Source organism: Halopseudomonas sp. (assembly GCF_041579695.1).
Taxonomy (GTDB): Bacteria; Pseudomonadota; Gammaproteobacteria; order Pseudomonadales; family Pseudomonadaceae; genus Halopseudomonas.
Genome location: NZ_JBFGFI010000010.1, coordinates 12,836 through 36,510 on the forward strand (window position 1 = coordinate 12,836; position 23,675 = coordinate 36,510).

21 protein-coding genes are annotated in these 23,675 nt (G+C 60.2%); 10 read left to right on the forward strand and 11 right to left on the reverse strand.

Annotated features, from left to right (window positions below):
- Positions 1–78 precede the first annotated feature (78 nt).
- The 4 genes from trxA to ABYA88_RS04040 all read left to right on the forward strand — a co-directional run bounded on the left by trxA (position 79) and on the right by ABYA88_RS04040 (position 4,535).
- Positions 79–405 carry a thioredoxin TrxA gene (gene trxA, locus ABYA88_RS04025; RefSeq protein ID WP_150276226.1) on the forward strand — a complete coding sequence of 109 codons (327 nt, stop codon included), beginning with the start codon at positions 79–81 and terminating at the stop codon, positions 403–405.
- 226 nt (positions 406–631) lie between these two features.
- Complete coding sequence (rho, locus tag ABYA88_RS04030) at positions 632–1,897, forward strand: transcription termination factor Rho (protein WP_373185599.1); 1,266 nt, start codon at positions 632–634, stop codon at positions 1,895–1,897.
- 168 nt (positions 1,898–2,065) lie between these two features.
- Entirely contained in the window at positions 2,066–3,532 is a 1,467-nt protein-coding gene (gene ubiD / locus ABYA88_RS04035; protein ID WP_373185600.1) for a 4-hydroxy-3-polyprenylbenzoate decarboxylase, read from the forward strand.
- A 34-nt stretch (positions 3,533–3,566) separates the two neighbouring features.
- Entirely contained in the window at positions 3,567–4,535 is a 969-nt protein-coding gene (locus ABYA88_RS04040; RefSeq protein WP_373185601.1) for a 2Fe-2S iron-sulfur cluster-binding protein, read from the forward strand.
- Between the two features lie 27 nt (positions 4,536–4,562).
- Here ABYA88_RS04040 and ABYA88_RS04045 read toward each other — a convergent pair whose 3' ends face one another.
- The 6 genes from ABYA88_RS04045 to ABYA88_RS04070 form a co-directional block, all read right to left on the reverse strand.
- On the reverse strand, positions 4,563–5,810 hold the full coding sequence (locus ABYA88_RS04045; protein ID WP_373185602.1) for a heme biosynthesis HemY N-terminal domain-containing protein: 1,248 nt from the start codon (positions 5,808–5,810) through the stop codon (positions 4,563–4,565).
- Positions 5,807–7,114: a uroporphyrinogen-III C-methyltransferase gene (locus ABYA88_RS04050; protein WP_373185603.1), complete on the reverse strand. Its 1,308-nt coding sequence runs from the start codon at positions 7,112–7,114 to the stop codon at positions 5,807–5,809. The genes ABYA88_RS04045 and ABYA88_RS04050 overlap by 4 nt, the downstream gene beginning before the upstream one ends.
- 1 nt (position 7,115) lies before the next feature.
- Positions 7,116–7,886: a uroporphyrinogen-III synthase gene (locus tag ABYA88_RS04055; protein WP_373185604.1), complete on the reverse strand. Its 771-nt coding sequence runs from the start codon at positions 7,884–7,886 to the stop codon at positions 7,116–7,118.
- Positions 7,883–8,821: a hydroxymethylbilane synthase gene (hemC, locus tag ABYA88_RS04060; protein WP_373185605.1), complete on the reverse strand. Its 939-nt coding sequence runs from the start codon at positions 8,819–8,821 to the stop codon at positions 7,883–7,885. Before hemC ends, ABYA88_RS04055 begins: the two co-directional genes overlap by 4 nt.
- 79 nt (positions 8,822–8,900) lie before the next feature.
- Entirely contained in the window at positions 8,901–9,650 is a 750-nt protein-coding gene (locus ABYA88_RS04065) for a LytR/AlgR family response regulator transcription factor (RefSeq protein WP_373185606.1), read from the reverse strand.
- An 11-nt stretch (positions 9,651–9,661) separates the two neighbouring features.
- Positions 9,662–10,741 (reverse strand): sensor histidine kinase, encoded by a 1,080-nt coding sequence (locus ABYA88_RS04070; protein WP_373185607.1) that lies wholly within the window; start codon positions 10,739–10,741, stop codon positions 9,662–9,664.
- Positions 10,742–10,825: 84 nt separating this feature from the next.
- Between ABYA88_RS04070 and argH the strand changes: the two genes are divergently transcribed.
- Positions 10,826–12,220 carry an argininosuccinate lyase gene (gene argH, locus ABYA88_RS04075; RefSeq protein WP_373185608.1) on the forward strand — a complete coding sequence of 465 codons (1,395 nt, stop codon included), beginning with the start codon at positions 10,826–10,828 and terminating at the stop codon, positions 12,218–12,220.
- 31 nt (positions 12,221–12,251) lie between these two features.
- On the opposite strand, the gene aguA is transcribed toward argH, so the two are convergent.
- From aguA to ABYA88_RS04100, 5 genes are all read right to left on the reverse strand, one after another.
- Entirely contained in the window at positions 12,252–13,349 is a 1,098-nt protein-coding gene (aguA, locus tag ABYA88_RS04080) for an agmatine deiminase (protein ID WP_373185609.1), read from the reverse strand.
- Entirely contained in the window at positions 13,349–14,227 is an 879-nt protein-coding gene (gene aguB, locus ABYA88_RS04085; protein WP_373185610.1) for an N-carbamoylputrescine amidase, read from the reverse strand. The genes aguA and aguB overlap by 1 nt, the downstream gene beginning before the upstream one ends.
- A gap of 127 nt (positions 14,228–14,354) precedes the next feature.
- Positions 14,355–15,119, reverse strand: a complete 765-nt coding sequence (locus tag ABYA88_RS04090; RefSeq protein ID WP_373185611.1) for a zinc-dependent peptidase — start codon at positions 15,117–15,119, stop codon at positions 14,355–14,357.
- On the reverse strand, positions 15,094–15,774 hold the full coding sequence (locus ABYA88_RS04095) for a TetR/AcrR family transcriptional regulator (protein WP_373185612.1): 681 nt from the start codon (positions 15,772–15,774) through the stop codon (positions 15,094–15,096). The genes ABYA88_RS04090 and ABYA88_RS04095 overlap by 26 nt, the downstream gene beginning before the upstream one ends.
- Positions 15,775–15,924: 150 nt before the next feature.
- Positions 15,925–17,334, reverse strand: coding sequence for a glutamine synthetase family protein (locus tag ABYA88_RS04100; protein ID WP_373185613.1), 1,410 nt, complete (start codon positions 17,332–17,334; stop codon positions 15,925–15,927).
- Between the two features lie 272 nt (positions 17,335–17,606).
- Here ABYA88_RS04100 and ABYA88_RS04105 point away from each other — a divergent pair, with 272 nt between their 5' ends.
- From ABYA88_RS04105 to ABYA88_RS04125, 5 genes are all read left to right on the forward strand, one after another.
- Positions 17,607–18,368, forward strand: a complete 762-nt coding sequence (locus tag ABYA88_RS04105) for a gamma-glutamyl-gamma-aminobutyrate hydrolase family protein (protein WP_373185614.1) — start codon at positions 17,607–17,609, stop codon at positions 18,366–18,368.
- A 7-nt stretch (positions 18,369–18,375) separates the two neighbouring features.
- Positions 18,376–19,722 carry a glutamine synthetase family protein gene (locus ABYA88_RS04110; protein WP_373185615.1) on the forward strand — a complete coding sequence of 449 codons (1,347 nt, stop codon included), beginning with the start codon at positions 18,376–18,378 and terminating at the stop codon, positions 19,720–19,722.
- Positions 19,723–19,792: 70 nt separating this feature from the next.
- Entirely contained in the window at positions 19,793–21,181 is a 1,389-nt protein-coding gene (locus ABYA88_RS04115) for an aspartate aminotransferase family protein (protein ID WP_373185616.1), read from the forward strand.
- Positions 21,182–21,249: 68 nt separating this feature from the next.
- Positions 21,250–22,347: an extracellular solute-binding protein gene (locus ABYA88_RS04120; RefSeq protein WP_373185617.1), complete on the forward strand. Its 1,098-nt coding sequence runs from the start codon at positions 21,250–21,252 to the stop codon at positions 22,345–22,347.
- A 103-nt stretch (positions 22,348–22,450) separates the two neighbouring features.
- A complete protein-coding gene (locus ABYA88_RS04125) occupies positions 22,451–23,572 on the forward strand; it encodes a polyamine ABC transporter substrate-binding protein (protein WP_373185618.1) in 1,122 nt (373 codons plus the stop codon).
- The last annotated feature ends 103 nt before the right edge of the window (positions 23,573–23,675 follow it).

Here is a 23,675-nt window from a genome sequence, read left to right on the forward strand (position 1 = left end):
CTTACCAGCTGCCTTCCGCTGTTTGCCGAGGTGGTGCTATAGTAATGGCTGATTTGTCTTTGAACCCTGGAGAAACAGATGAGCGATTTGATCGTGCATGTCACAGACAGCAGCTTCGACAGTGAAGTGCTGAAGGCTGACGGCCCCGTGCTGGTCGATTATTGGGCAGAATGGTGCGGTCCGTGCAAAATGATTGCCCCGGTTCTGGACGAGATTGCCAAGGAGTACCAGGGCAAACTGAAGATTGCCAAACTGAACATTGATGAAAACGCCGATACACCGCCCAAGTACGGCGTGCGTGGTATCCCCACGCTGATGCTGTTCAAGGACGGCAATATCGAGGCGACCAAGGTTGGTGCTTTGTCGAAGTCACAGCTCTCTGCATTCCTCGACAGCAACATCTGAGAAACCGGCTCCCGGCTGCTATTATCTGGCCGGGGGCGTTTCCAGCGTCCGTACTTTCTACATCCAGACTATGGACGTCACCAGCCAGCAGTGCTAGATTTGCTTCTCAATTCCTTGTCGCACCCTGCGATTGTGGCTTTCCAAATCAGCCAAACCCATCGCCCCATGCTTTCATGGCGGCTTCTTACTAACCCGTCCTGCCGAAAGACTATATCCTACCGAACCTATGAACCTGACCGAACTCAAACAAAAACCTATTACCGAACTGCTGGAAATCGCCGAACAGATGGGCCTGGAAAACATGGGCCGATCGCGCAAGCAAGATGTGATTTTCGCAACCCTGAAAAAACATGCCAAAGGCGGTGAAGACATTCACGGCGACGGCGTGCTGGAAATCCTTCAGGACGGCTTTGGGTTTCTCCGCTCCGCAGATTCCTCCTACCTGGCCGGTCCGGATGACATCTATGTGTCTCCCAGCCAGATCCGCCGCTTCAATCTGCGCACAGGCGATACCATCGCCGGCAAGATACGGCCCCCGAAGGATGGTGAACGTTATTTCGCTCTGCTGAAAGTTGACTCGATCAACTTCGACAAGCCGGAAAATACCAAGAGCAAGATTCTGTTCGAGAACCTGACACCCCTGTTCCCGACCCAGCGTCTGCCGATGGAAGCGGGCAATGGCTCGACAGAAGACCTGATGGCGCGGATCATTGATCTCTGCGCACCGATCGGCAAGGGCCAGCGCGGCCTGCTGGTCGCTCCGCCGAAGGCGGGCAAGACGCTGATGCTGCAGAATATTGCGGCGAATATTGCGCGCAACAACCCCGAATGCCACCTGATCGTACTGCTGATCGACGAGCGCCCGGAAGAAGTGACCGAGATGCAACGCACCGTGCGCGGTGAAGTGGTTGCCTCGACCTTTGACGAGCCGCCAAGCCGTCACGTCCAGGTCGCCGAGATGGTTATCGAGAAGGCCAAGCGCCTGGTCGAGCACAAGCAGGACGTGATCATTCTGCTCGACTCGATCACCCGTCTGGCCCGCGCCTACAACACGGTGATACCCAGCTCCGGCAAGGTGCTGACCGGTGGTGTTGACGCCCATGCCCTGGAAAAGCCCAAGCGCTTCTTCGGTGCTGCGCGCAACATTGAGGAAGGTGGCAGCCTGACCATCATCGCCACCGCGCTGGTCGATACTGGCTCGAAGATGGATGAGGTTATCTACGAGGAATTCAAGGGCACCGGCAACATGGAGATCCACCTGGATCGCAAGATTGCCGAGAAGCGTGTATTCCCCGCGATCAACATCAACCGCTCCGGCACCCGTCGTGAGGAGTTGCTGACCAGCGAGGACGAGCTGCAACGCATGTGGATCCTGCGCAAGATCCTGCACTCCATGGACGAGATCGGCGCAGTCGAGTTTCTGCTGGATCGTTTGAAAGACACGAAGACCAACAACGAGTTCTTCCAGTCGATGAAACGCAGCAAGAATTAAGCTCAAAGCGGCAAGCCTCAAGCTGCAAGCAGATCTACGCTGCTTGCAGCTTGTTGCATTTTACGCCACCCCGCAGATTGCTTTACCGGCATAATGCCCATCACACACACCCTGACGGCAGGCTTGCACTGACAACTTGCCGCTTGCCGCTTGAGGCCTGTAGCTGAGATGCAATACTCCGATCTACGCGATTTCATCAAAGGCCTGGAGCAGCGCGGCGAACTCAAGCGCATCCAGACGCCGGTATCACCGGTGCTGGAAATGACCGAGATCTGTGACCGCACGCTGCGCAAGGGCGGTCCTGCACTGCTGTTCGAAAACCCCGTGGGCTACAGCATGCCGGTGCTCGGCAACCTGTTTGGTACCCCACAGCGCGTTGCGATGGGTATGGGCGCGACCGAGGTCAGCGAGCTGCGCGAAATTGGCAAGCTGCTGGCATTTCTCAAGGAGCCCGATCCGCCTAAGGGCCTGAAAGACGCCTGGTCCAAGTTGCCCATTTTCCGGAAAGTCATCTCCATGGCGCCCAAGGTTGTGCGCGATGCGCCCTGTCAGGCCGTGGTAATGGAGGGCGAGGACGTGGATCTGGGATCGATACCGGTCCAGACCTGCTGGCCTGGCGATGCCGGCCCGCTGATTACCTGGGGTCTGGTGGTGACCCGCGGCCCGAACAAGGAGCGGCAAAATCTGGGCATCTACCGCCAGCAGGTGATCGGTCGCAACAAGCTGATCATGCGCTGGCTGAGCCACCGTGGCGGTGCGCTGGATTTTCGTGACTGGTGCGAGAAACATCCCGGCGAACCCTTCCCTATCGCTGTGGCACTGGGTGCTGATCCGGCCACCATTCTGGGTGCGGTAACACCGGTGCCAGACAGCCTGTCCGAATATGCCTTCGCGGGACTGCTGCGCGGCCAACGCACCGAACTGGTCAAATGTCGTGGTTCCAACCTGCAGGTGCCCGCCAGTGCCGAGATCGTCCTGGAGGGGGTCATTCATCCCGGCGAAATGGCCGATGAGGGCCCCTTTGGCGACCATACCGGCTACTACAACGAGGTAGACCGCTTTCCGGTGTTTACCGTCGAGCGCATAACCCAGCGGGAAAAGCCGATCTACCACAGTACCTATACCGGCCGGCCGCCGGATGAGCCGGCGATTCTGGGTGTCGCGCTGAATGAAGTCTTCGTGCCCATACTGCAGAAGCAATTCCCGGAGATCACCGATTTCTATCTCCCGCCGGAAGGCTGTTCCTATCGGATGGCCGTGGTATCGATGAAGAAACAGTATCCGGGCCACGCCAAACGCGTGATGCTCGGCGTCTGGAGCTTCCTGCGTCAGTTCATGTACACCAAGTTCGTGATCGTGACCGACGACGACATCGACATCCGCGACTGGAACGACGTGATCTGGGCGATTACCACACGTATGGACCCCAAGCGCGATACGGTAATGATCGACAACACGCCGATAGACTACCTTGACTTTGCGTCACCGGTGTCCGGGCTGGGTAGCAAGATGGGTCTCGATGCCACCAACAAGTGGCCAGGCGAAACAAGCCGCGAATGGGGTGTAGCCATCGCCCAGGACCCGGCGGTAAAACAGCGCATCGACGACATCTGGTCCGAGCTCGGTATCGATTGATGTCGCCAACCATAATCAGGCCAGAGAACAGACTATGAAGGTAACGCTGCAACCGGCGGGACACGTACTTGATCTGCTGCCGGACGAACGCATCCTCGATGCAGCGCGCCGGCTCGGGTTCGATGCGCCGCAGAGCTGCCGCAACGGTAACTGCTACATTTGCAGCGCGGAACTGCTGCAGGGCAGGGTGCTGCAGAATGACAAACTGCTGAGTAGCGGTGAAATTCTCACCTGCATGGCAAGCCCGCAGGAAGACTGCGAAATATTCTGGGAGCATGTTCTGGCACCTGACGAGCTGCCCCAGCACAGCGTCGCATGCCAGGTAACTGCCTGCGAGCCAATAGGAGCAGACGTCTGGCAAGTCAGCCTGCGCCCTCCGGCTGGCAAACCTCTGCGCTACCATGCCGGCCAGTATCTGCTGCTGCAACGTCCGGACGGCGAATCGACACCGTTCTCAATTGCGTCAGCCCCCCACCAGGAGCGCACGCTCGAGCTGCATATCCTGGCCCGCGATCCCGCGACCGAAGCGCTTATCGCGCAAATGCGCCACGAACGTATCGCCCATGTGCAGGTGCCCTTTGGCGACTGTCATTTAGCTACCTTGCCCGATCGTCCGCTGGTACTCATTGCGGCAGGCACCGGTCTGTCGCAGATGCAGAGCATCATCGAGCATTGTCTGAAGCAGCGGTTTGCCTATCCGATCCACCTCTACTGGGGTGTGCGGCACGGCGACGATCTATACGAAGCGGCACACTGGCAACGCTGGGAACAGCAGGAAAACCTGATTCTGCACAAGATTGTCAGTGACCATCCCGACTGGTCCGGTCGTCAGGGCATGCTACATGAGGCCATACATGAAGACCTGGGAGACCTGAGCCAGTACGAATTCTATGTCAGCGGCTCACCGCCCATGGTCTATGGCACGCTGGATGCGCTGGTCGAGGCCGGCATGCCGGCAGAGCAGATGCACGCCGACGTGTTTGCCTACGCCCCCAGGGATTGAGGGGCGCAGTCTCCCTGGCAGGGAAAGTCAGCGCAGGACCGGCACCTGCGCTTCCGGCATGGGCAAATCGGGCAGGTCATGCACCATCAGGTCGAACCCCTGGCGCAGCATCTGCTGGCTGCCCTTCTGGTCACCCAGGTGCTCCAGCAGCCTGACCAGCTCAGCACAGGTCTGGATATCTCGCTTGCTGGCGAAACTGGCATCCAGGTACTCCCTGGCCTTGCCCCACAGACTGTTGCGCAGTGAGAGGCGTCCCAGTGCGAGCAGCAACGATGCATTATGCGGATGATCGGCAAGCCAGTGTTCGGCACTGGCCAGCTGCCGAGCGGGATCCTTGCCCTCCACCAGGCCGTAGAGATGGATCAGGCGCTCGTTGAAACCCTGGCGCAGCGCAGCGCGCAGTGCCGTCTCGGCCTCTTCGCTCCTGCCCTGATGGCGTAGCTGCACGCAGTAGGCCTCGACCAGCGCCGGGTCATGCCTGAGATGCTTGGGCATACGCTCCCACACCGCGGTAAGCGCATCGCTCTGGCCTGGTTCAAGGTGCCGACGCTGACCGGCCTCGCCCAGCAGCGCAATATACACCTCGTGCTCCAGGCTCTGCTGATCGCCGGGCTTGAGCAGCTTGTGCCGGCGCAGCTCGGGCAACAGTTCCTCGAGCCGTGACCAGTCCTCGAGCCTTGCATACAACTGGCCCATCAGTTTCAACGCATACAGGTGCTTGGGGTGATCCTTGCGCAACCGCGTCAGGGTCGCCAGCGCCTGCTCCAGCTGGCCGCGGGCAATCTGTAACTGGGCCTGAGTTACCGCAATAGCGACGTCTGCCTGGGGTGTTGTTTCATAGGCTTCGCGCAGCAGGCCGTCACACTGGGCATAGTCTTCCAGTTCATGTGCGGCTCGGGCAGCAGCCAGATAATTGATCAGAGGCTGCTCGGCGTGCGGGGCCGATCGCTTGAGCAGGCGAATGGCCTCGGCCCAGTGGCCCTCGGCGAACTCTAGCAAACCCCTGGTGGTCACCTGATTGGCGCGGCGCTGGCGATTATGCCGGGACCAGGGATTGATCCTGCGTCCGGACACGTTGAGCAGGCGAATCAGAGCGCGCAGCAAAGAAAGAACCAGCCACAGCGCCAGCAGAAACGCGATGCCAACCCAGATACTGGTTTCGATCGACATGTTGCGCCAGGCGATCAGCAGATAACCGGGGTCCTCGGCCACCGCCATACCCAGCAGCGCAGCAACCAGCAGTACCGCAAGAACGGCCAGATAGCTTTTGCTCATTGGCCATTCTCCCCGTTATTGGCCGGACTGCGACGGCTCTGGATATACGCAGCGAGATCCTGCTGTAACTCCGACAGGTCCGGCGGATCGAGATCGACCTGGCGCTCGGCCAGCGTGGCGAGCTGATTCTGCATGGCCTTGACCTGCGGATTTTCCAGCTCGAAGAACTGCCGTAGAATATTTTTCGCCTGCGCCAGACTGGCCTGATAGATCGCGCTCTCACCCCGCAGCGCAGCCCATTGCGCCTGCTCCATGGTCAACTGCAGGGTCCGCCGTACGCGTTGCATCTCGGCCTCGTCAAGCAGCGGGGTGATCACCTTGCCGCGCTGAAAATCGACCCGCACATAACGCTCCAGACGCATCAGCACGCGCTCGGCGCGGGTACGGCGTGCCAGGCGGTCCGTGTATTCTTCCTCGACACTGACTTCATCCGGATCGAACTCCGGCACCGGCAGCAGCACCAGGCGGTTGACCTGCTCGTGCAGCGCTGCGAGCCGCAGATAGACACCGGAACGGTCGATCTTGGGCAACGCCTCGATTTCGGCCTGAACCTGCGCCAGCTCCTCACGCACGGAGAAGACGCCACTGTCGGGCTGCTCACGCAAGATGGAGTCCACTGCTTCAAGCAACTCGCGGGCCGACTCGACGTCCTGGGCGGCAAGCAATCGCAGACTGGCCAGACGCAGCAGGTATTCTGCCTCGGCCAGCTTCCAGTCGGCACGGGCATCGCCGCGCAGCACATCGAGCTCCTGACTCAGCGCCTGTTGACTGCGTTGCAGCTCGGCTGCCAGGTTTTGCATCTGCTGCCAGTCGCTCTGCTCGGGCAGCCCTTCCAGCCTGGCCTGCATCGATTGCTGGGCGCGCCGCTGGCTGTTGGCCAGCTGTTCCAGCTGTTGGTCCAGATCTTCGACCTGCGCTGCCTGTTGCTCACCGCCTCGCTGCCACTGCCAGGCCTGCAAGCCCAGCGCAACAACGGCAACCACCAATGCCACGGCCGCCAACCCCCGACCCTGGCGACCGGCGCCCTGGGGCGGTTTACCCCGCGGCGGGCCTGACTTGCCCTTGCCGCCAGCACTGGCATCTGCCGCGGAAGGGCCAACGGTGGATTTGGCGCTGTCGGCTTGCGCTCCGGCCCGGGAGCCGGAGTCCGTAGCGGAACCGGTCGTGGTCTGCGGCCTGGCCTCGCTGGGCGCTGCAGCGCTCGCATCGGTTTTTTTCGAATCGGACCGGCTACGATCACCGCTCGCATCATTCTCGGCAGCTGTTTCCTTGCCGGTGTTCTTGTTTGGGTCGATCGGTTCCACGCTATTCTCCTTGTGCTTTCAGCGGATGTGCTTCGATGGCGGCTATCACGGCGTCATCATCCGCTCCGCTGCACATGACTATGTCCTTGCAGCCCAGCTCGGCAGCCCGTTCGGCTACTCGCGCGCCGGGCACCCAGCAACGCCAGAGACGTTGCTGCGACCATTCGTTGCCGGCCGCGTTATGCCAATATTCGAGCGCCTGAATGCTGAGTACCACTATGCCACGGACCCCGGCCTGACGGGCAGCCCTAATCGATTGCGGCAGATTGTCGGCGGGCAGCCGCCGATACAACTCAAGATAGTCCACCTGACCGCCGGCAGCCCGTATTTGCGAAGCAAGGTGTTCACGCCCCCCCACGCCACGCCAGATCATGACACGCAGGTTCGGCTCGGCAAGTAATGCCTGCCAGCGCGGCAAAGCCAGCAACGCTTCACTGTCCTGCCCTTGCTCCGGCGCGCGGGCAGGCAACGGGTAATCACGCAGGATACCGGCCGTAGTCTCGCCGACAGCAAACCAGTCGATACCCACCGGCACCTGAGGCCAGTAACGGTCAAGTCGCTCCAATCCTAACCGGGCCGCCACCGGACTCACTGCTATCACGGCCTGATAACGGTCCAGATCCAGCAGCAAACTGCGCTGCTCGCTGCTCTCTTCCTCAAGCCGGATCTGTAAAAGGGGCATGCAGCAGGTCTGTATGCCCAGCGCGTCCAGTTTCGCGGCCAATCGCTGATTATCCTCAGGCAGCCGCGTAAGCAGCACTGCGGGTGTCACCGACCCTCGGCTCCTAGATAGACCGCATCAAGAATCTTCTGTGCACCCTGGCTCAGCAGATCTTCAGCCACCCGTATACCCAGCTCCTCCGGCGTGGCTTCCGGTCCGCGTCCCTCCGCCGTCAGCAGCAGGCTGCCATCAGGATCACCGACCATGCCACGCAGCCAGATCTCGCCATTCTGACGCTCGGCGTAACAGGCAATTGGTACCTGACAACCTCCATTCAGATGCGTGTTCAGTGCGCGCTCTGCGCGTACACGCAAGGCGCTGTCCTCATCGTTCAGCGGTGCCAGCAGGGCGTGCAGCTCCAGGTCGTCGCTGCGACATTCGATGCCCACTGCGCCCTGACCTCCCGCCGGAAGACTTTCCTCCGGCGGCATCGCATAGCGAATCCGGTCATGAAAACCCAGACGCATCAGACCCGCCGCGGCCAGGATAATCGCGTCGTATTCACCGGCATCGAGCTTGGCCAACCGCGTATTCACGTTGCCACGCAAAAAGCGCACCTGCAAATCGGGCCGCCGGGCCATCACCTGCGCCTGACGACGCAGGCTCGAGGTACCGACGACACTGCCTTGGGGCAAGCTATCGACGGAATCGTGGTGATTGGAGACAAAGGCATCGCGCGGGTCCTCGCGCTCACAGATCACGTACAGGCCCAGGCCTTCGGGAAAGGCCATGGGCACGTCTTTCATCGAGTGCACCGCCAGGTCGGCCTGATCGCTGATGATCGCCGCTTCGAGCTCCTTGACGAACAGGCCCTTGCCGCCAATCTTGGCCAATGGGGAATCCAGCAGCTGATCGCCACGGCTGACCATTGGCACCAGCGTGACGGTAATGTCGGGGTGGAGTTGCTCCAGGCGCGCCTTGACGTACTCGGCCTGCCACAGGGCCAGGGCGCTCTTGCGGGTGGCAATACGCAGATGTCGACTCATGGGATTCTCGCTCAAAACCAGCCTGCATGATACGCCATGCTCCGGCAGGCATCCACGCGCCCTTGCGCCGCATCCGGTATCACAGGTGATCCATCAGCTTGCGCACTCCGGGCACGTGGCGGCGACTGACTGTCAGGTTCTCGTCCGGCAGCCCCTTGAGATGCAGGTGGAAGTGGCCGACCGAGCTGCGCTGCAGACGCTCGATACGATGCCGCGCAACCAGCGCATTGCGGTGGATCCTGACGAAATAATCACCAAACTCGTCCTCCAGCGCTTTCAGCGGCTCATCCAGCAGAACCTCGCCTCCGCTGTGACGCAGGGTCACGTATTTGTGATCGGCAATGAAGTACAGCACCTCGTCGATCGGTATCAACTCGACGCCTTTGCGGGTACGCGCGCTAATGTGGCTGCGCGCCGGACTGCCATCGCCCTGCGCACTGGCGCGACCGAGACTGCATAGCTGCACCCGGTTGAGCTTCTGCGCCTTGGCCAGTGCATCGATCAGCGACTCGGTACGCACCGGCTTGAGCAGGTAGCCCACCGCGCTGACTGCGAAAGCATCGAGTGCATATTCGCCATGCGCGGTGCAGAAGATCACTGCGGGTGCATCGGGCATCTCGCACAGCTTGGCCGCTGTCTGTAGGCCGTCTAGGCCGGGCATACGTATATCCAGCAGAACAATATCCGGATGCTCACGCTCCACCAGCTCGAGCGCCTCCTGTCCATTGCTCGCCATATCCGGCAAGGGCTCATAACCGGGCAGCTCATCGAGCAAACGTGACAAGCGTTCCCGGGCCAGCGGTTCATCGTCGGCTACAAGTACTTTCATGCCTTCATGCCTTAATGACTTCTCTGCAAAATTGAGGACGTTTGAGTAACAGGATAGACCAGCCTGCTGAAGAAGCGCTCTCCTTCGCGCCAGGCTTCCAGTTTTGCCCGCGGACCGAACAACGCGTTCAGCCGCGCGCGCACATTTTCCAGCGCCATACGGCTACCCTGATGGCTGGCCGCCTGTGGTGGACAACTGTTTGACACCAACAGTTCGACAACGCCCCCATGTAATACTGCCCGAATGTGGATATCGCCGCCCGCCAGGCTAGGTTGCAGTCCGTGCAGGATGGCGTTTTCCAGCAGCGGCTGCAGCGTCAGCAACGGCATCGGCGTGGCCGCCGGCAGGGCGCCCTGCCATTCGACCTTCAGCCTGTCACCCAACCGATAGTGTTCGATGCGCAGATACCCTTCGCACAGGTGCAGCTCCTCCTCCCAGGTACCCACACCGCCTACCTCGGAAAGATTGGCGCGAAACAGGTCAGCCAGATCGAGCACGGCAAGCTCGGCCTTGGCCGGGGCACTGGCAATCAGGCTGACAATGCTATTGAGACTGTTGAACAGAAAATGCGGCTGGATGCGCGATTGCAGCGATTGCAGCCGCGCCTTGAGTTCGGCTTCATGCTGACGTTGCCATTGTTGTTGCAGATAGAAGTAACGCAACAACAGCCCGGTCATGATCATCGCGATCAGCCCGTGACGCAGCATCTGTTCCGACCGCAGTTGCGGATAGCCAAGCATGCCCTGCTCAAGCACCCACTCGGCCAGCACTGTAAACATCAGCGTCAGCCCGACCACTACCGCAAAACACACGGTGATCGCGACCCAGAGCGCGCGCCGCTGCATCCAGCCACGCAGCCGACATAGCAAAGCGGCGGACAGCAGCACTATCCACTGCACGAACAGGGAGGCCATAGCCAGACTCAGCCAGTCGAATCCGCTTGCCGATGGCACGGCCAGCACCCAGGTCAGCACCAGCAATTCGGCCAGCACGACCAGGGTAAAAACAGCAAACGACGAGCACAGATCGGGAAGGAAGAAATCTTCCCCCGAATAAGGTTGCCCGAGCAGTGACCAGAGTCCGTTCTTCATCGCCCAAGTGTCCGCCAGCGGGGCGGCATCGCGCAAGCCTGAAGTGGTATGCTATGGACTTTTGCCAGCGGAACGATCCGACTTATGAGCCAAGACCAGACAACCAACCAATCCTGGGGCGGACGCTTCAGCGAGCCCGTCGATGCCTTTGTGGCCCGCTTCACCGCCTCGGTCGATTTCGACAAGCGCCTGTACAAGCAGGACATCCAGGGCTCGATAGCCCACGCGACGATGCTTGCCCGCGTCGGCGTGCTAAGCGATGAAGAGCGCGACAGCATCATCGCCGGGCTGCGCAGCATCCAGAGCGAGATCGAAGCCGGCCAGTTTGACTGGCGAGTCGACCTGGAAGACGTCCACATGAATATCGAGGCGCGGCTGACTGCGCAGATCGGCGTTACCGGCAAGAAGCTGCACACCGGCCGCTCGCGCAATGATCAGGTGGCGACCGATATCCGTCTCTGGCTGCGCGAGGAGATTGACGTGATCCTGATCGAACTGCAGCGCCTGCAGACTGGCCTGCTGGACCAGGCCGAACGCCACGCGGCAGTCATCATGCCCGGCTTTACGCACCTGCAGACCGCGCAGCCGGTAACCTTCGGCCACCACCTGCTGGCCTGGTTCGAGATGCTCAGCCGCGACCGCGAGCGTCTGCTCGACTGCCGCAAGCGGGTTAATCGCATGCCCCTGGGCAGTGCCGCACTGGCCGGCACAACCTATCCGATCGACCGCAACGTCACCTGCGAGCTGCTTGGCTTCGATGCGGTCTCCGGCAACTCGCTGGACGGTGTGTCGGATCGCGATTTTGCCATCGAGTTCTGCGCTGCTGCCTCACTGGCGATGATGCACATGTCGCGCTTCTCCGAGGAGCTGGTGCTCTGGACCAGCGCGCAGTTCAACTTCATCGAACTGCCCGACCGCTTCTGCACCGGCTCCTCGATCATGCCGCAGAAGAAGAATCCCGACGTGCCAGAACTGGTACGTGGCAAGACCGGCCGCGTGTATGGCCAGCTGATGAGCCTGCTAACCCTGATGAAGAGCCAACCACTGGCCTACAACAAGGACAACCAGGAGGACAAGGAACCGCTGTTCGACGCGGTGGATACCCTGCGCGACTGCCTGCGCGCCTTTGCCGACATGATCCCGGCGATCCAGCCGAAGGTCGCGACGATGCGCGAGGCTGCACTGCGCGGCTTTTCCACCGCAACCGATCTGGCCGACTATCTGGTGCGTCGCGGCCTGCCATTTCGTGACTGCCACGAGATCGTCGGCCATGCGGTCAAGTACGGCGTGGACAGCGGCAAGGACCTGGCCGAGATGAGCCTGGACGAACTGCGTCAGTTCAGTGACCAGATCGAAAAGGACGTGTTCGATGTGCTGACACTGGAAGGCTCGGTGAATGCCCGCGATCATATAGGCGGCACCGCACCGGCTCAGGTGCGCGCTGCGGTAGCCCGCGGGCGCGAGCTACTGGCTGGCTGAGCCAGGCTTGCGGCCCGAGCCGGTCGCCCGATCAGGCGGCGGGCTGCTGCTGGGTAATGCAGTGAATGTTGCCACCGCCGAGGAGGATTTCGCGCCCCGGCACCATCACTACCCGGCGGTCCGGAAACAGCTGCTGCAGTAGCTCGCGGGCCGGCTCATCCTGCGGGTCGTCGAAGCTCGGCGCAATAACACCGTCATTGACGATCAGGAAGTTCACATAGGATCCGGCCAGACGAATCGACGCATCACGCGGCTGGCTGCCGGCTACGCGGTCGACGCCGGCACACTCCTCCACGGTCGCATACAGGGGCCCGGGAATCGGCATCTTGTGCACTACCAGTTCCCGCCCCTGGGCATCACGACTTGCCTGCAGCACCCTGAGAGCGGCCTGGCAACGTGGATAGTTCGGATCGGCCTCTTCGTCGGTCCATGCCAGCAACACTTCACCGGGGCGCACGAAACAGCAGAAATTGTCCACGTGGCCATCGGTTTCGTCGTTGTAGAGACCTTCCGGCAACCAGATCACCTTGCTGATACCCAGGTGATCAGCCAGTACCACCTCGATTTCCTCGCGCAGCAGGTGCGGATTGCGGTTGCTGTTGAGCAGGCATTCCTCGGTGGTCAGTAGCGTGCCCTCGCCATCCACATGGATGGCCCCGCCTTCAAGCACGAACCCCTCGGTGCGATAGCGCGGGCAGCGCTCGATCCCGAGTATCTTGTCGGCCACCTGATCGTCACGCTGCCAGGGCCAGTACAGTCCACCGTTGAAGCCGCCCCAGGCATTGAAGGTCCAGTCCACGCCGCGCAGCGCGCCCTGGCCATTGGTCACGAAGGTCGGGCCGGTGTCGCGCACCCAGGCATCGTCAGAGCTCATCTCGATCACCCGTATGCCCGGATGGCTGAGCTGCAGGTTGGCATTCTCGTATTGCGCTGCCGAGACGCAGACGGTAACCGGCTCGAAACCGGCGATAGTCCTGGCGACTTCGGCAAATGCGGCCTGGGCTGGCTTGGCGCCCTGGCGCCAGTTATCCGGTCGCTCGGGCCAGACCATCCACGTCTGGCTATGCGTAGTCCATTCCGCCGGCATGCTGTAGCCATCGGCGCGGGGGGTGCTGTGCAATGTATACATCAGGACTCCAGAGACCCATCCAGGGTTTTGATCGGGCCGTACAGATTCGGCCGCCGATCGCGGAAGCTACCCCAGGCGCTGCGGATATGCTCCAGGGCGTCGAGATCGAATTCCTGCACCAATACAGTCTCGTCGGTCTCGTTGGCCTCCTGCAGCTTCTCACCGAACTGATCGGCTATGAAAGAGGAACCATAGAAGGTGATCTCGTAACCGTCCTGCTCTTCGCGACCGATGCGGTTGCTGGCTACCAGCGGCATCAGGTTCGCGCCGGCATGGCCCTGCTGCACGCGCTGCCAGTGATCCCGTGAACTGATGGTCGGGTCGTGCGGCTCACTGCCGATTGCAGTCGGGTAGAACAGTATCTCGGCGCCCATCAATGCCATTGAGCGGGCACATTCGGGGAACCACTGATCCCAGCAGATACCCACCCCGATCTTCGCGTAACGCGTCTGCCATACCTTGAACCCGGTATCGCCGGGGTTGAAGTAGTACTTCTCGTGGTAGCCGGGGCCATCGGGAATGTGGCTCTTGCGATAGAGCCCCAGATTGCGCCCGTCGGCATCGATGATCACCACACTGTTGAAGCGCGCGCGGCCGGCCAGCTCGAAGAAGCTGATCGGCAACACCACCTCCAGTTCCTTGGCCAGTGCCTTGAAGTGGGCTATCGCCGGATTCTTATCCACCTCGGTAGCCAGTTGCAGGTATTCGGCGTTCGGCTTCTGACAGAAATAGGGCGTCTCGAACAACTCCTGAATCAGGATTATCTGCGCACCCTTGGCGGCAGCTTCACGCACCAGCTTCTCGGCTTTGGCGATGTTGTCCTGGCGATCCCAGGAACAACTCATCTGGCTGGCGGCGACACTGACAAGGCGGGACATGGCGATCTCCTGATAGGTTTGTGGAAGCTTTATACCGGATAAATATCGGCCGAACAAATGTTAATTACCATAACTTAAACACATAAAGCGATTAATACCGATAATTATCGGCTAACTACTCTAGAAGTCAGCTCCGCGGATCCTGCCGGTAAAAATCACTCAAATGCTGATACACCGCGGGCCAGGTGTCTGCCAACGGGCCTGGCTGCTCGAAAAACGCTTCGGTGAGCACGGCGAAGAATTCGGCTGGCGCTTCCAGCGCATAATCGTCCACCGGACTTGGCCGGCCACTGTGGATCCGCCGCTCGAGGTCATCCCAGGCAGCGGAAAAATCCTTTTTCCATGCCGCTGCATCCATTCCAGCATGCAGCGGCGGAGCGCCGTTGGCCCCTTCGCGGCGCATGTCCAGGGTATGCGCCAGCTCATGCAGAACCACGTTATGGCCGTTTTTGCCGCCGGCCGAGCGCACATCATCCAGCGACAGCACCACCGGACCATGGGAGGCGGCCTCACCGCAGAGCGCGCTACGCTCGGCATGAGCGATGCCGTATTCATCCAGCCACTCATGCCCGGCGATGAACGGGCCTTCGTAGATCACCAGGGTCTGCCAGCCGTCATACCAGTCCAGGCCCAGCTGCAGCACCGGCACCACGGCCATGCCGGCAATCCGCAAACGCATCTGGTCGCTGAGCTCGAGCTCCTTTGCACCCACCACAGCCTTGCGCAGCAATAGCCGCAGGGCCATGTCATGCAACCGCTCTCTTTCGCTGGCAGCAAAGCGCCGATACACCTGCCAGTCGCCCAGTGCCTGCCGCCAGTCTTCCTCTGTCACCTCCAGGCTTTGCAGGCGACGCCCCTCGCGCCATTCAGCCAATCGGGAGATCAGCCCCATGGGCAACCTCCGTTTCGACTGGGCGCCGCGGTGCGGGTGGTAGCACTGGCGGCAGATAGAGCCCGAGATAGGCGACCATCATCCTTTTCGCTTCACGGCGCATCGGCGAGGTCAGGGCGCCGTGCTGCTGATGATCGAGCGCCAGCAACTTGTCCGCGGCCTGCATTGCCAGCGTAAAAACATCCACATCACCGGGCAGGACCGGCAACTGATAGTAGCGCGCGAGGTAGCTGCGCAGGCTGTGACCCAGAAAATTGTCATGCTGGCGGTCGGCCTGGCGCACGCCTGCCAGCTCATGGGCGCCCAACAGCAATTCGCGGGCCGCCGGATGGGATTGATAGTACTGCTGGAAGCGGTCCTCCAACTGCTCGATCAGATCCATCCAGCTGGTCGGCCGAAGATCTTCAGGCGCCGCACCCAATACTGCATCGAGCTCGGCAAAGACACGCTGCGCCAGCGCAGCGAGCACATCGGCAAGCTGGGGAAAGAAATGATAAACCGAAGACGGCGGAATATCCGCCTGGGCCGCGATAGCGTAGATCGATAGCTCACTCAGCGAACGCTGGTCCAGCAGGTCCGCCGTTGCATCAAGAATACGGGCGATCCTTTCCTGGCTGCTGGCTCGGCGTCGGGGATGGGGTTTTACCGCTGTCATGGTGTCTCGCATCTGTGGGCATGCCCGCAGAAGATAGCACAGGTAGACGCAGTGGCCGGCAGCGCTGGGCAATACAGCTGCGCGCGTACCGCAGATTACAGGCATAAAAAATCCCGCCAGAAGGCGGGATTTTTACAGCGTACGGCAATGTCAGACCGTGTGCAGGTACCACATGTACTCAAGATCAGAGATGGTGCGCTCGAACTCCTCCTGCTCGCTCTCCTTGCACAGCACGAACACATCCAGATACTCCTCGCCGATGTATTCCTTCATCACCTCGGAGGTTTCCAGCGCCCGCAGGGCATCACGCAGGTTGGTCGGCAACGACGCCTCGTGCTGATCGTAGGCATTGCCCTCGGTCATTTCCGGCGGTTCGATCTTGTTGCTGATACCGTAGTGGATAGCCGACAGCAGCGCTGCCATCAACAGGTAGGGGTTGGCATCGGCGCCCGCCAGACGGTGCTCGATACGCATCGCATCCGGCTCACCACCAGGAACGCGCACGGCAACGGTGCGGTTGTCGATACCCCACGTGGCGGCGCAGGGCACGAAGAAGCTGGGGCTGAAACGGCGATAGGAGTTCACATTCGGGCACAGGAAGGCCATGTACTCGGGCAGAGTCTGCAACAGACCGCCCACCGCCCACCGCAGGGTATCGCTCAGTGAGCCGTCCGCATTGGGCGCGAAGATATTCTTGCCCTGCTCGTCTTCCAGGCTGATATGCACATGCATGCCATTGCCGGCCTGATCATAGTAAGGCTTGGCCATGAAGGTGGTGTCCATCTCATGATCATAGGCTACGCTCTTGATCACGCGCTTGAGCAGGACGTTGTAGTCACAGGCGACCACCGGATCATCCACATGATGCAGATTGACCTCGAACTGGCCCGGTGCCGATTCCGCGACAATGGCGTCAGCGGGGATGCCCTGTTCGTGGGCAGCTTCGATGACGTCCTGGAGGAATTCGGCGTATTCGTCCAGATCATCCATCGAATAGACCTGAACGGAATTGGGTCGCTTGCCGGACATAGGCGAACGCGGCGGCTGGGGTCGACCGGTAATGTTCTCCTGATCGATCAGGTAGAACTCCAGCTCAAAGGCCGAAACCGGCTTCAGGCCCAGCTCGCTGAAACGCTGGACGATCCGCTGCAGCACATAGCGCGGGTCGGCAAAGAACGGCGTCTTGCGATCGACCTCGTACATGGTCATCAGCAACTGGCCGGTGGGGCGCTTTTGCCATGGTTCGACATTCAGCGTGCCGGGAATCGGCAGACAGATCCGGTCGGCATCGCCAATCTCCAGTCCGAGGCCGGTTTCTTCAACCGTGGTGCCCTGGATGTTGAGCGCGAAGATCGATGCTGGCAGGGCGATGCCCCTCTCGTAAGCCTTGATCAATGCCGAGCGATCAATGCGCTTGCCGCGAACGATGCCGTTCATGTCGGCAATAAGAAGGTCTATAAAATGGATTTCCGGATGCTCGGCTAAAAAGGCCTCAGCTTCCTGGACACTGACTGGCGCCGCGATGGCTACCGCAGCGTCCGCTCCGGGTTGGGATTGCATGGGATATCACCTGTTTTTTGTAAAATATATCAATCACGTTGTCTGTAAGATGAGAGTAAATCCGAAAGCCTGTGGCGAGTCAATAGAATCGCCAACGCACGAGGATGGTGCATGCCGCACCAAATAAGGCCGCAAACAGGGCGGCGAGGCAATCTGCCGGCCTGTATCGAAGCCCCAGGAGCGGGTTTTGTGTTAATTATTTTTTGTTGCTATTGTATGAAAAATCGAACAACAATGATTTCATGTACGTTATTCACTACAGGCTGTAAAACATGTCATCCGCTCGAAAACCACTGATTGGCATCACCTGCTGCACCGATCAGCTGGGTCTGCATCCATTCCATATAGTAGGTGAAAAATACATCCTTGGCATCGTCGACGGTGCGGACGGTCTGCCGCTGCTTGTTCCCGCTCTGGGCGAGCGCCTGGCTATTGATCAGCTACTCGATACCGTTGATGGCCTGATGTTCACCGGATCACCCTCCAATGTCGAGCCGCATCACTATCAGGGGCCCGCGAGTGCCGCCGGTACGCGCCACGACCGCAAGCGCGACGCCACCACCCTACCGCTTATAAAGGCCGCGATCGATCGCGGCATTCCGGTACTGTGTATCTGCCGGGGATTTCAGGAAATGAATGTGGTCTTCGGCGGCAGCCTGCACCAGCGTCTGCACGAGGTGGGCGGCTATATAGAGCATCGCGAAGACAAGGAACAACCGGTGGAGATCCAGTACGGCGTGTCCCATGAGGTTCAGCTGGAACCGGGAGGATTGCTGCAACGAATTGCCGGTCGCAATTCGGCACAGGTCAACTCCCTGCATACCCAGGGCGTGGACCGGCTGGGTGTCGGATTGCGGACTGAAGCTACCGCTGCAGATGGGTTGATCGAAGCCTTCTCGGTTGTCGACTCCCCCGCGTTCGCGCTGGGGGTGCAATGGCATCCGGAATGGAAGGTTGGCGAGAACCCCTTCTATCTTTCCCTATTCCAGGCGTTTGGAGACGCCTGTCGCGCTCGAGCGGCGCGGCACTCCTGAGGACTTTATGAACAATATCGAAGCATGGCTGAAAGAACACAAAATTACCGAAGTCGAGTGCATGGTCAGCGACCTCACAGGCATTGCCCGGGGCAAGATCGCTCCTACCATGAAGTTCATTTCGGAAAAGGGCATGCGCCTGCCCGAAAGCATCCTGCTGCAGTCGGTCACCGGCGACTATGTCGAGGACGACATCTATTACGACCTGCTAGACCCGGCCGACATCGACATGATCTGCAAGCCGGATTTCACCGGGATTTACCTGGTGCCATGGGCGATCGAGCCGACCGCGCAGATCATCCACGACTGCTATGACAAGTCCGGCGAACCGATCGAGATGTCGCCACGCAACATCCTCAAGAAGGTGCTCAAGCTGTATGCCGACAAGGGCTGGCAACCACTGGTCGCTCCCGAGATGGAGTTCTACCTGACCAAGCGTAACGAGGACCCCGACCTGCCGCTGCAGCCACCGATAGGCCGTTCGGGGCGCCAGGAAACCGGACGTCAGTCGTTCTCCATTGATGCTGCCAACGAATTCGACCCGCTGTTCGAGGACATGTACGACTGGTGCGAGGCCCAGGGCCTGGATCTGGACACGCTGATCCACGAGGAAGGCACCGCGCAGATGGAGATCAACTTCCGTCACGGCGACCCGCTGCACCTGGCCGACCAGATCCTGGTATTCAAGCGCACCATGCGTGAGGCGGCGCTCAAGCACGACATGACCGCCACCTTCATGGCCAAGCCGATCACCAACGAACCGGGCAGCGCGATGCATTTGCACCAGAGCATTGTCGACCGCAAGACCGGCAAGAACATCTTCTCCAATGAAGACGGCAGCATGAGCGAGATTTTCCTGCACCACATCGGTGGCCTGCAGCGTTACATCCCGGAAGTGTTGCCGCTGTTCGCACCCAATGTGAACTCGTTCCGCCGCTTCCTGCCGGATACCTCCGCGCCAGTGAATGTGGAATGGGGTGAGGAAAACCGCACTGCCGGCCTGCGCGTGCCGGATTCCACGCCGCAGAACCGCCGCGTCGAAAACCGTCTGCCCGGCGCGGACGCCAACCCCTATATTGCCATCGCAGCCAGTCTGCTGTGCGGCTACCTGGGCATGGTCGGCAAGATGGACCCCTCGGCGCCGGTCAAGGGCCGGGCCTACGAGCGGCGCAATCTGCGCCTGCCGCTGACGCTGGAGTCTGCGCTGGAGCGGATGGAACAGTGCACGGATGTCGAGGCCGTGCTGGGCAGCAAGTTCTGCCGCGGCTATGTCGCGGTGAAGCGCGTGGAACACGAGAACTACAAACGCGTTATCAGCAGCTGGGAGCGCGAGTTCCTGCTACTCAGCGTATAGGGCGCCAGGCGCGCAACATGAACAGGTACCGGCGAGCACAACATCGGCTCGCCGGGATTAAGGACTGACAATGACTACACAGACTGCATACAGCACCGCACAGCTGCAGGCCATGGACCACGCTCACTACCTGCACCCGTTCACCGATCACAAGGATCTGGGTGCCAGGGGTACGCGTATCATCGAGCGCGCCGAGGGGGTCTATCTCTGGGACACTGATGGCAACAAGGTGCTCGACGGCATGGCCGGACTCTGGTGCGTGAACATCGGTTATGGTCGCCGCGAGCTGGCCGATGCGGCCTACCAGCAGATGCTCGAACTACCCTACTACAACAGCTTTTTCCAGTGTGCCAATCCGCCGGCCGTCAAGCTCGCCAGCGCCATTGCGGGCATCGCGCCGGCGCACATGAACCATGTGTTCTTCACCGGCTCCGGATCGGAATCCAACGACACCGTGCTGCGCATGGTACGTCGCTACTGGGACCTAAAGGGCAAGCCGACCAAGAAGACCGTGATCGGCAGGATCAATGGTTACCACGGCTCCACTGTCGCCGGTGCCAGCCTGGGCGGAATGTCGGTGATGCATGAGCAGGGCGACCTGCCGATTCCCGGCATTGTGCATATTCCGCAGCCATACTGGTTCGGTGAAGGCGGCGACATGACGCCCGACGAGTTCGGCCTGTGGGCCGCTCGCCAGCTGGAAGCGAAGATTCAGGAAGTCGGCGAGGACCAGGTCGCTGCATTCATTGCCGAGCCGATTCAGGGTGCAGGCGGCGTGGTCATCCCGCCGGATACCTACTGGCCAGAGATCAAGCGGATCCTCGCCCGCTACGACATCCTGCTGGTAATCGATGAAGTGATCTGCGGGTTTGGCCGGACCGGGGAATGGTTCGGTAGCCAGCATTATGATCTCAAGCCTGACTTGATGCCGATCGCCAAGGGCATGACCTCAGGCTACCTGCCGATGGGCGGAGTGATCGTGGGCGAGCGCGTGGCGGAAACGCTGATCGAGCATGGCGGCGAATTTTTCCACGGCTATACCTATTCAGGACACCCGGTGGCAGCCGCCGTCGGCCTGAAAAACCTTGAGATCCTGCGCGACGAGAAAATAGTCGAGTATGTGAAACAGGAAGCGGCACCGTATTTGCAAAGTAAAATTGCCCAGCTGGCGGAGCATCCGCTGGTGGGCGAAGTACGCGGTGTGGGACTGCTTGGCGCGATCGAGCTGGTCAGCAACAAGACCACGCGGGAGCGTTTTGCGGAACAGGGCATGGCCGGCAGTATCTGCCGCGACATGTGCGTTCGTAACGGCCTGGTGATGCGGGCGGTGGGCGACACCATGATCATGTCGCCACCCCTGATCATCAAGCCGGCGGAAATCGATGAGCTGGTCGACAAGGCATGGAAGGCGCTGGACATGACTGCCGAACAACTCGGTGTAGCTGTCTCCCCGCGCTAGCAGTTGGCGAAGACTCACGATAACGCGACCCGGGCCGCGTGGATAATAACGCAATGGAGAAGTCTGCAATGAGCATATCCAACAGCAAGACATTGTTCGCCGCGGCCTGCGTCATGGCCTTCAGCAGCACCGCTTTGGCCGAGGAAGTAGTCAACGTCTACAACTGGTCGGACTACATCGCCGAAGACACCCTGGAAGAGTTCCACAAGGAAACCGGCATCCGGGTGGTGTATGACGTGTTCGACAGCAACGAAGTGCTCGAGGCCAAACTGCTGTCCGGCAGCTCGGGATTCGATATTGTCGTTCCTTCCAACCAGTTTCTCGGCAAGCAGATCAAGGCTGGCGCTTTCATGCCCCTGGACCGCAGCCGTCTGGACAACTGGGACAATCTCGACCCGGTACTGCTCAAAGCACTGGAAACCAACGATCCCGGCAACCAGTATGCGTTTCCCTATCTCTGGGGCACCACCGGCATTGGTTACAACGAGGCCAAGGTGAAGGCAGTGCTCGGCGACGATGCGCCGGTTAACTCCTGGGATCTGGTGTTCAAGCCGGAGAACATGGAAAAGCTCGCCGAGTGCGGCGTGGCTTTCCTTGATGCTCCAGCAGAAGTCATTCCCTCTGCGCTGTTCTACCAGGGCCTGAATCCCAACAGCACCAACCCGGATGATTATGAGCAGGCAGAAGCGCTGATGCAGAGCGTTCGCCCGCATATCCGCTATTTCCATTCCTCCAAGTTCATCACCGATCTGGCCAATGGTGATATCTGCGTAGCCGTCGGCTGGTCCGGAGACATCCTGCAGGCCGCCTCGCGGGCCGAGGAAGCGGGCAATGGCGAAGTGGTCAAGTACGCCATCCCCAAGGAAGGTGCGGCGATGTGGTTCGACATGATGGTGATGCCGATCGACGCCAAGAATGTGGATAGCGCCTACGTGTTTCTCGATTACATCCTGCGCCCGGAAGTGATAGCCGACGTCACCAACTATGTCGCCTACGCTAACGGCAACAAGGCTTCCCTGCCGATGGTGGACAAGGAAGTACTGAATGATCCAGGTGTCTATCCGAGCGACGAAACCTTGAATAAACTCTTCACGCTGGCAGAGCTGCCAGCCAATATCGAACGGGTTCGCACCCGCGCCTGGACACGTATCAAGTCCGGACGCTGAAGCAGGAAATGGGTTCACCACCGGCCGGCGTCAATGGGCGCCGACTTCCAGCAAGAAAACAGACCAGGCCCGTTACGGGCTGGAGTCTGAAAGAGGAGAAGTCATGAAAGTTTCAGTGAAAATGCCAATAAAAATGAGCCTTCTGGCCCTGGCTACTGCCGGTTTGCTCAGCACCGCTTCAACCGTCAGCGCACAGGACGCCGGGGAGCTGAAGATATTCAACTGGTCGGACTACATAGCCGAAGACACCATCGATAATTTCAAGAAAGAAACCGGCATTGACGTCACCTACGACGTCTACGATTCCAACGAAGTGCTCGATGCCCGGCTGCTGACCGGTCGCTCGGGCTTCGACGTGGTGGTGCCCTCCAACCACTTCCTGACCAAGCAGATCCAGGCCGGCGTCTACCAGGAGCTGGACCACAGCAAGCTGCCCAATGCCGAGAACCTGGACCCCAAGCTGCTCAAACAGCTGGAGTCCGTGGGCCTGGGCACCAAGTACGCGATCCCCTACATGTGGGGTACCAACGGCATCGGCTACAACGTCGACAAGGTCAAGGCGATTCTTGGCGAAGATGCACCCACCGATTCCTGGGATCTGGTGTTCGATCCGGTCGTGGCCGGCAAGCTGTCCGAGTGCGGCATCTCGATGCTCGATTCCGGTGACGACATGATGACCTCGGCCCTGGGTTATCTGGGCCTGGATCCGAACAGCACCGACAAGGCGGACCTGAAGAAAGCCGAGGAGCTACTGCTTAGCGTGCGCGACTCGGTGCGCTATTTTCACTCCTCACGCTATATCAGTGACCTGGCCAACGGCGACATCTGTGTCGCGGTCGGTTTCTCCGGTGACGTTTTCCAGGCTGCCGATCGTGCTGATGAAGCAGACAACGGCGTGAACATTGCGTACACCATCCCCAAGGAAGGCACCCAGCTGTGGTTCGACATGATGGCGATCCCCAAGGATGCTCCGAACCCGGATAACGCGCACGCCTTCATCAACTATATCCTGCGTCCCGATGTGGTGGCTCCGATCACCGATTATGTGGCCTATGCCAACCCGAATGTCGGCGCCAACAGCCTGATCGATCCGGAGATCCTGATGGACCCTGCGATCTATCCGACCGCTGACGTTATGGACAAGCTGTACATTGCCGAGCCACGGCCGCTGGCAGCACAACGCACCGTGACCCGCTCCTGGAACCGGATCAAGTCCGGCCAGTAAGGCGACCGGGGCTGCCGCTGGCAGCCCCCTTTTTTGCCCTACCCCACATTGACAAGTTCATGCGCATAATGACGCGTGGACCACTGAATCGTACTCGCGGAGA

Coding starts and splice junctions, on each gene's coding strand:
- trxA (WP_150276226.1), top strand. CDS start 79: ATGAGCGATTTGATCGTGCATGTCACAGACAGCAGCTTCGACAGTGAA.
- rho (WP_373185599.1), top strand. CDS start 632: ATGAACCTGACCGAACTCAAACAAAAACCTATTACCGAACTGCTGGAA.
- ubiD (WP_373185600.1), top strand. CDS start 2,066: ATGCAATACTCCGATCTACGCGATTTCATCAAAGGCCTGGAGCAGCGC.
- ABYA88_RS04040 (WP_373185601.1), top strand. CDS start 3,567: ATGAAGGTAACGCTGCAACCGGCGGGACACGTACTTGATCTGCTGCCG.
- ABYA88_RS04045 (WP_373185602.1), bottom strand. CDS start 5,810: ATGAGCAAAAGCTATCTGGCCGTTCTTGCGGTACTGCTGGTTGCTGCG.
- hemC (WP_373185605.1), bottom strand. CDS start 8,821: ATGAGTCGACATCTGCGTATTGCCACCCGCAAGAGCGCCCTGGCCCTG.
- ABYA88_RS04065 (WP_373185606.1), bottom strand. CDS start 9,650: ATGAAAGTACTTGTAGCCGACGATGAACCGCTGGCCCGGGAACGCTTG.
- ABYA88_RS04070 (WP_373185607.1), bottom strand. CDS start 10,741: ATGAAGAACGGACTCTGGTCACTGCTCGGGCAACCTTATTCGGGGGAA.
- argH (WP_373185608.1), top strand. CDS start 10,826: ATGAGCCAAGACCAGACAACCAACCAATCCTGGGGCGGACGCTTCAGC.
- aguA (WP_373185609.1), bottom strand. CDS start 13,349: ATGTATACATTGCACAGCACCCCCCGCGCCGATGGCTACAGCATGCCG.
- aguB (WP_373185610.1), bottom strand. CDS start 14,227: ATGTCCCGCCTTGTCAGTGTCGCCGCCAGCCAGATGAGTTGTTCCTGG.
- ABYA88_RS04090 (WP_373185611.1), bottom strand. CDS start 15,119: ATGGGGCTGATCTCCCGATTGGCTGAATGGCGCGAGGGGCGTCGCCTG.
- ABYA88_RS04095 (WP_373185612.1), bottom strand. CDS start 15,774: ATGACAGCGGTAAAACCCCATCCCCGACGCCGAGCCAGCAGCCAGGAA.
- ABYA88_RS04100 (WP_373185613.1), bottom strand. CDS start 17,334: ATGCAATCCCAACCCGGAGCGGACGCTGCGGTAGCCATCGCGGCGCCA.
- ABYA88_RS04105 (WP_373185614.1), top strand. CDS start 17,607: ATGTCATCCGCTCGAAAACCACTGATTGGCATCACCTGCTGCACCGAT.
- ABYA88_RS04110 (WP_373185615.1), top strand. CDS start 18,376: ATGAACAATATCGAAGCATGGCTGAAAGAACACAAAATTACCGAAGTC.
- ABYA88_RS04115 (WP_373185616.1), top strand. CDS start 19,793: ATGACTACACAGACTGCATACAGCACCGCACAGCTGCAGGCCATGGAC.
- ABYA88_RS04120 (WP_373185617.1), top strand. CDS start 21,250: ATGAGCATATCCAACAGCAAGACATTGTTCGCCGCGGCCTGCGTCATG.
- ABYA88_RS04125 (WP_373185618.1), top strand. CDS start 22,451: ATGAAAGTTTCAGTGAAAATGCCAATAAAAATGAGCCTTCTGGCCCTG.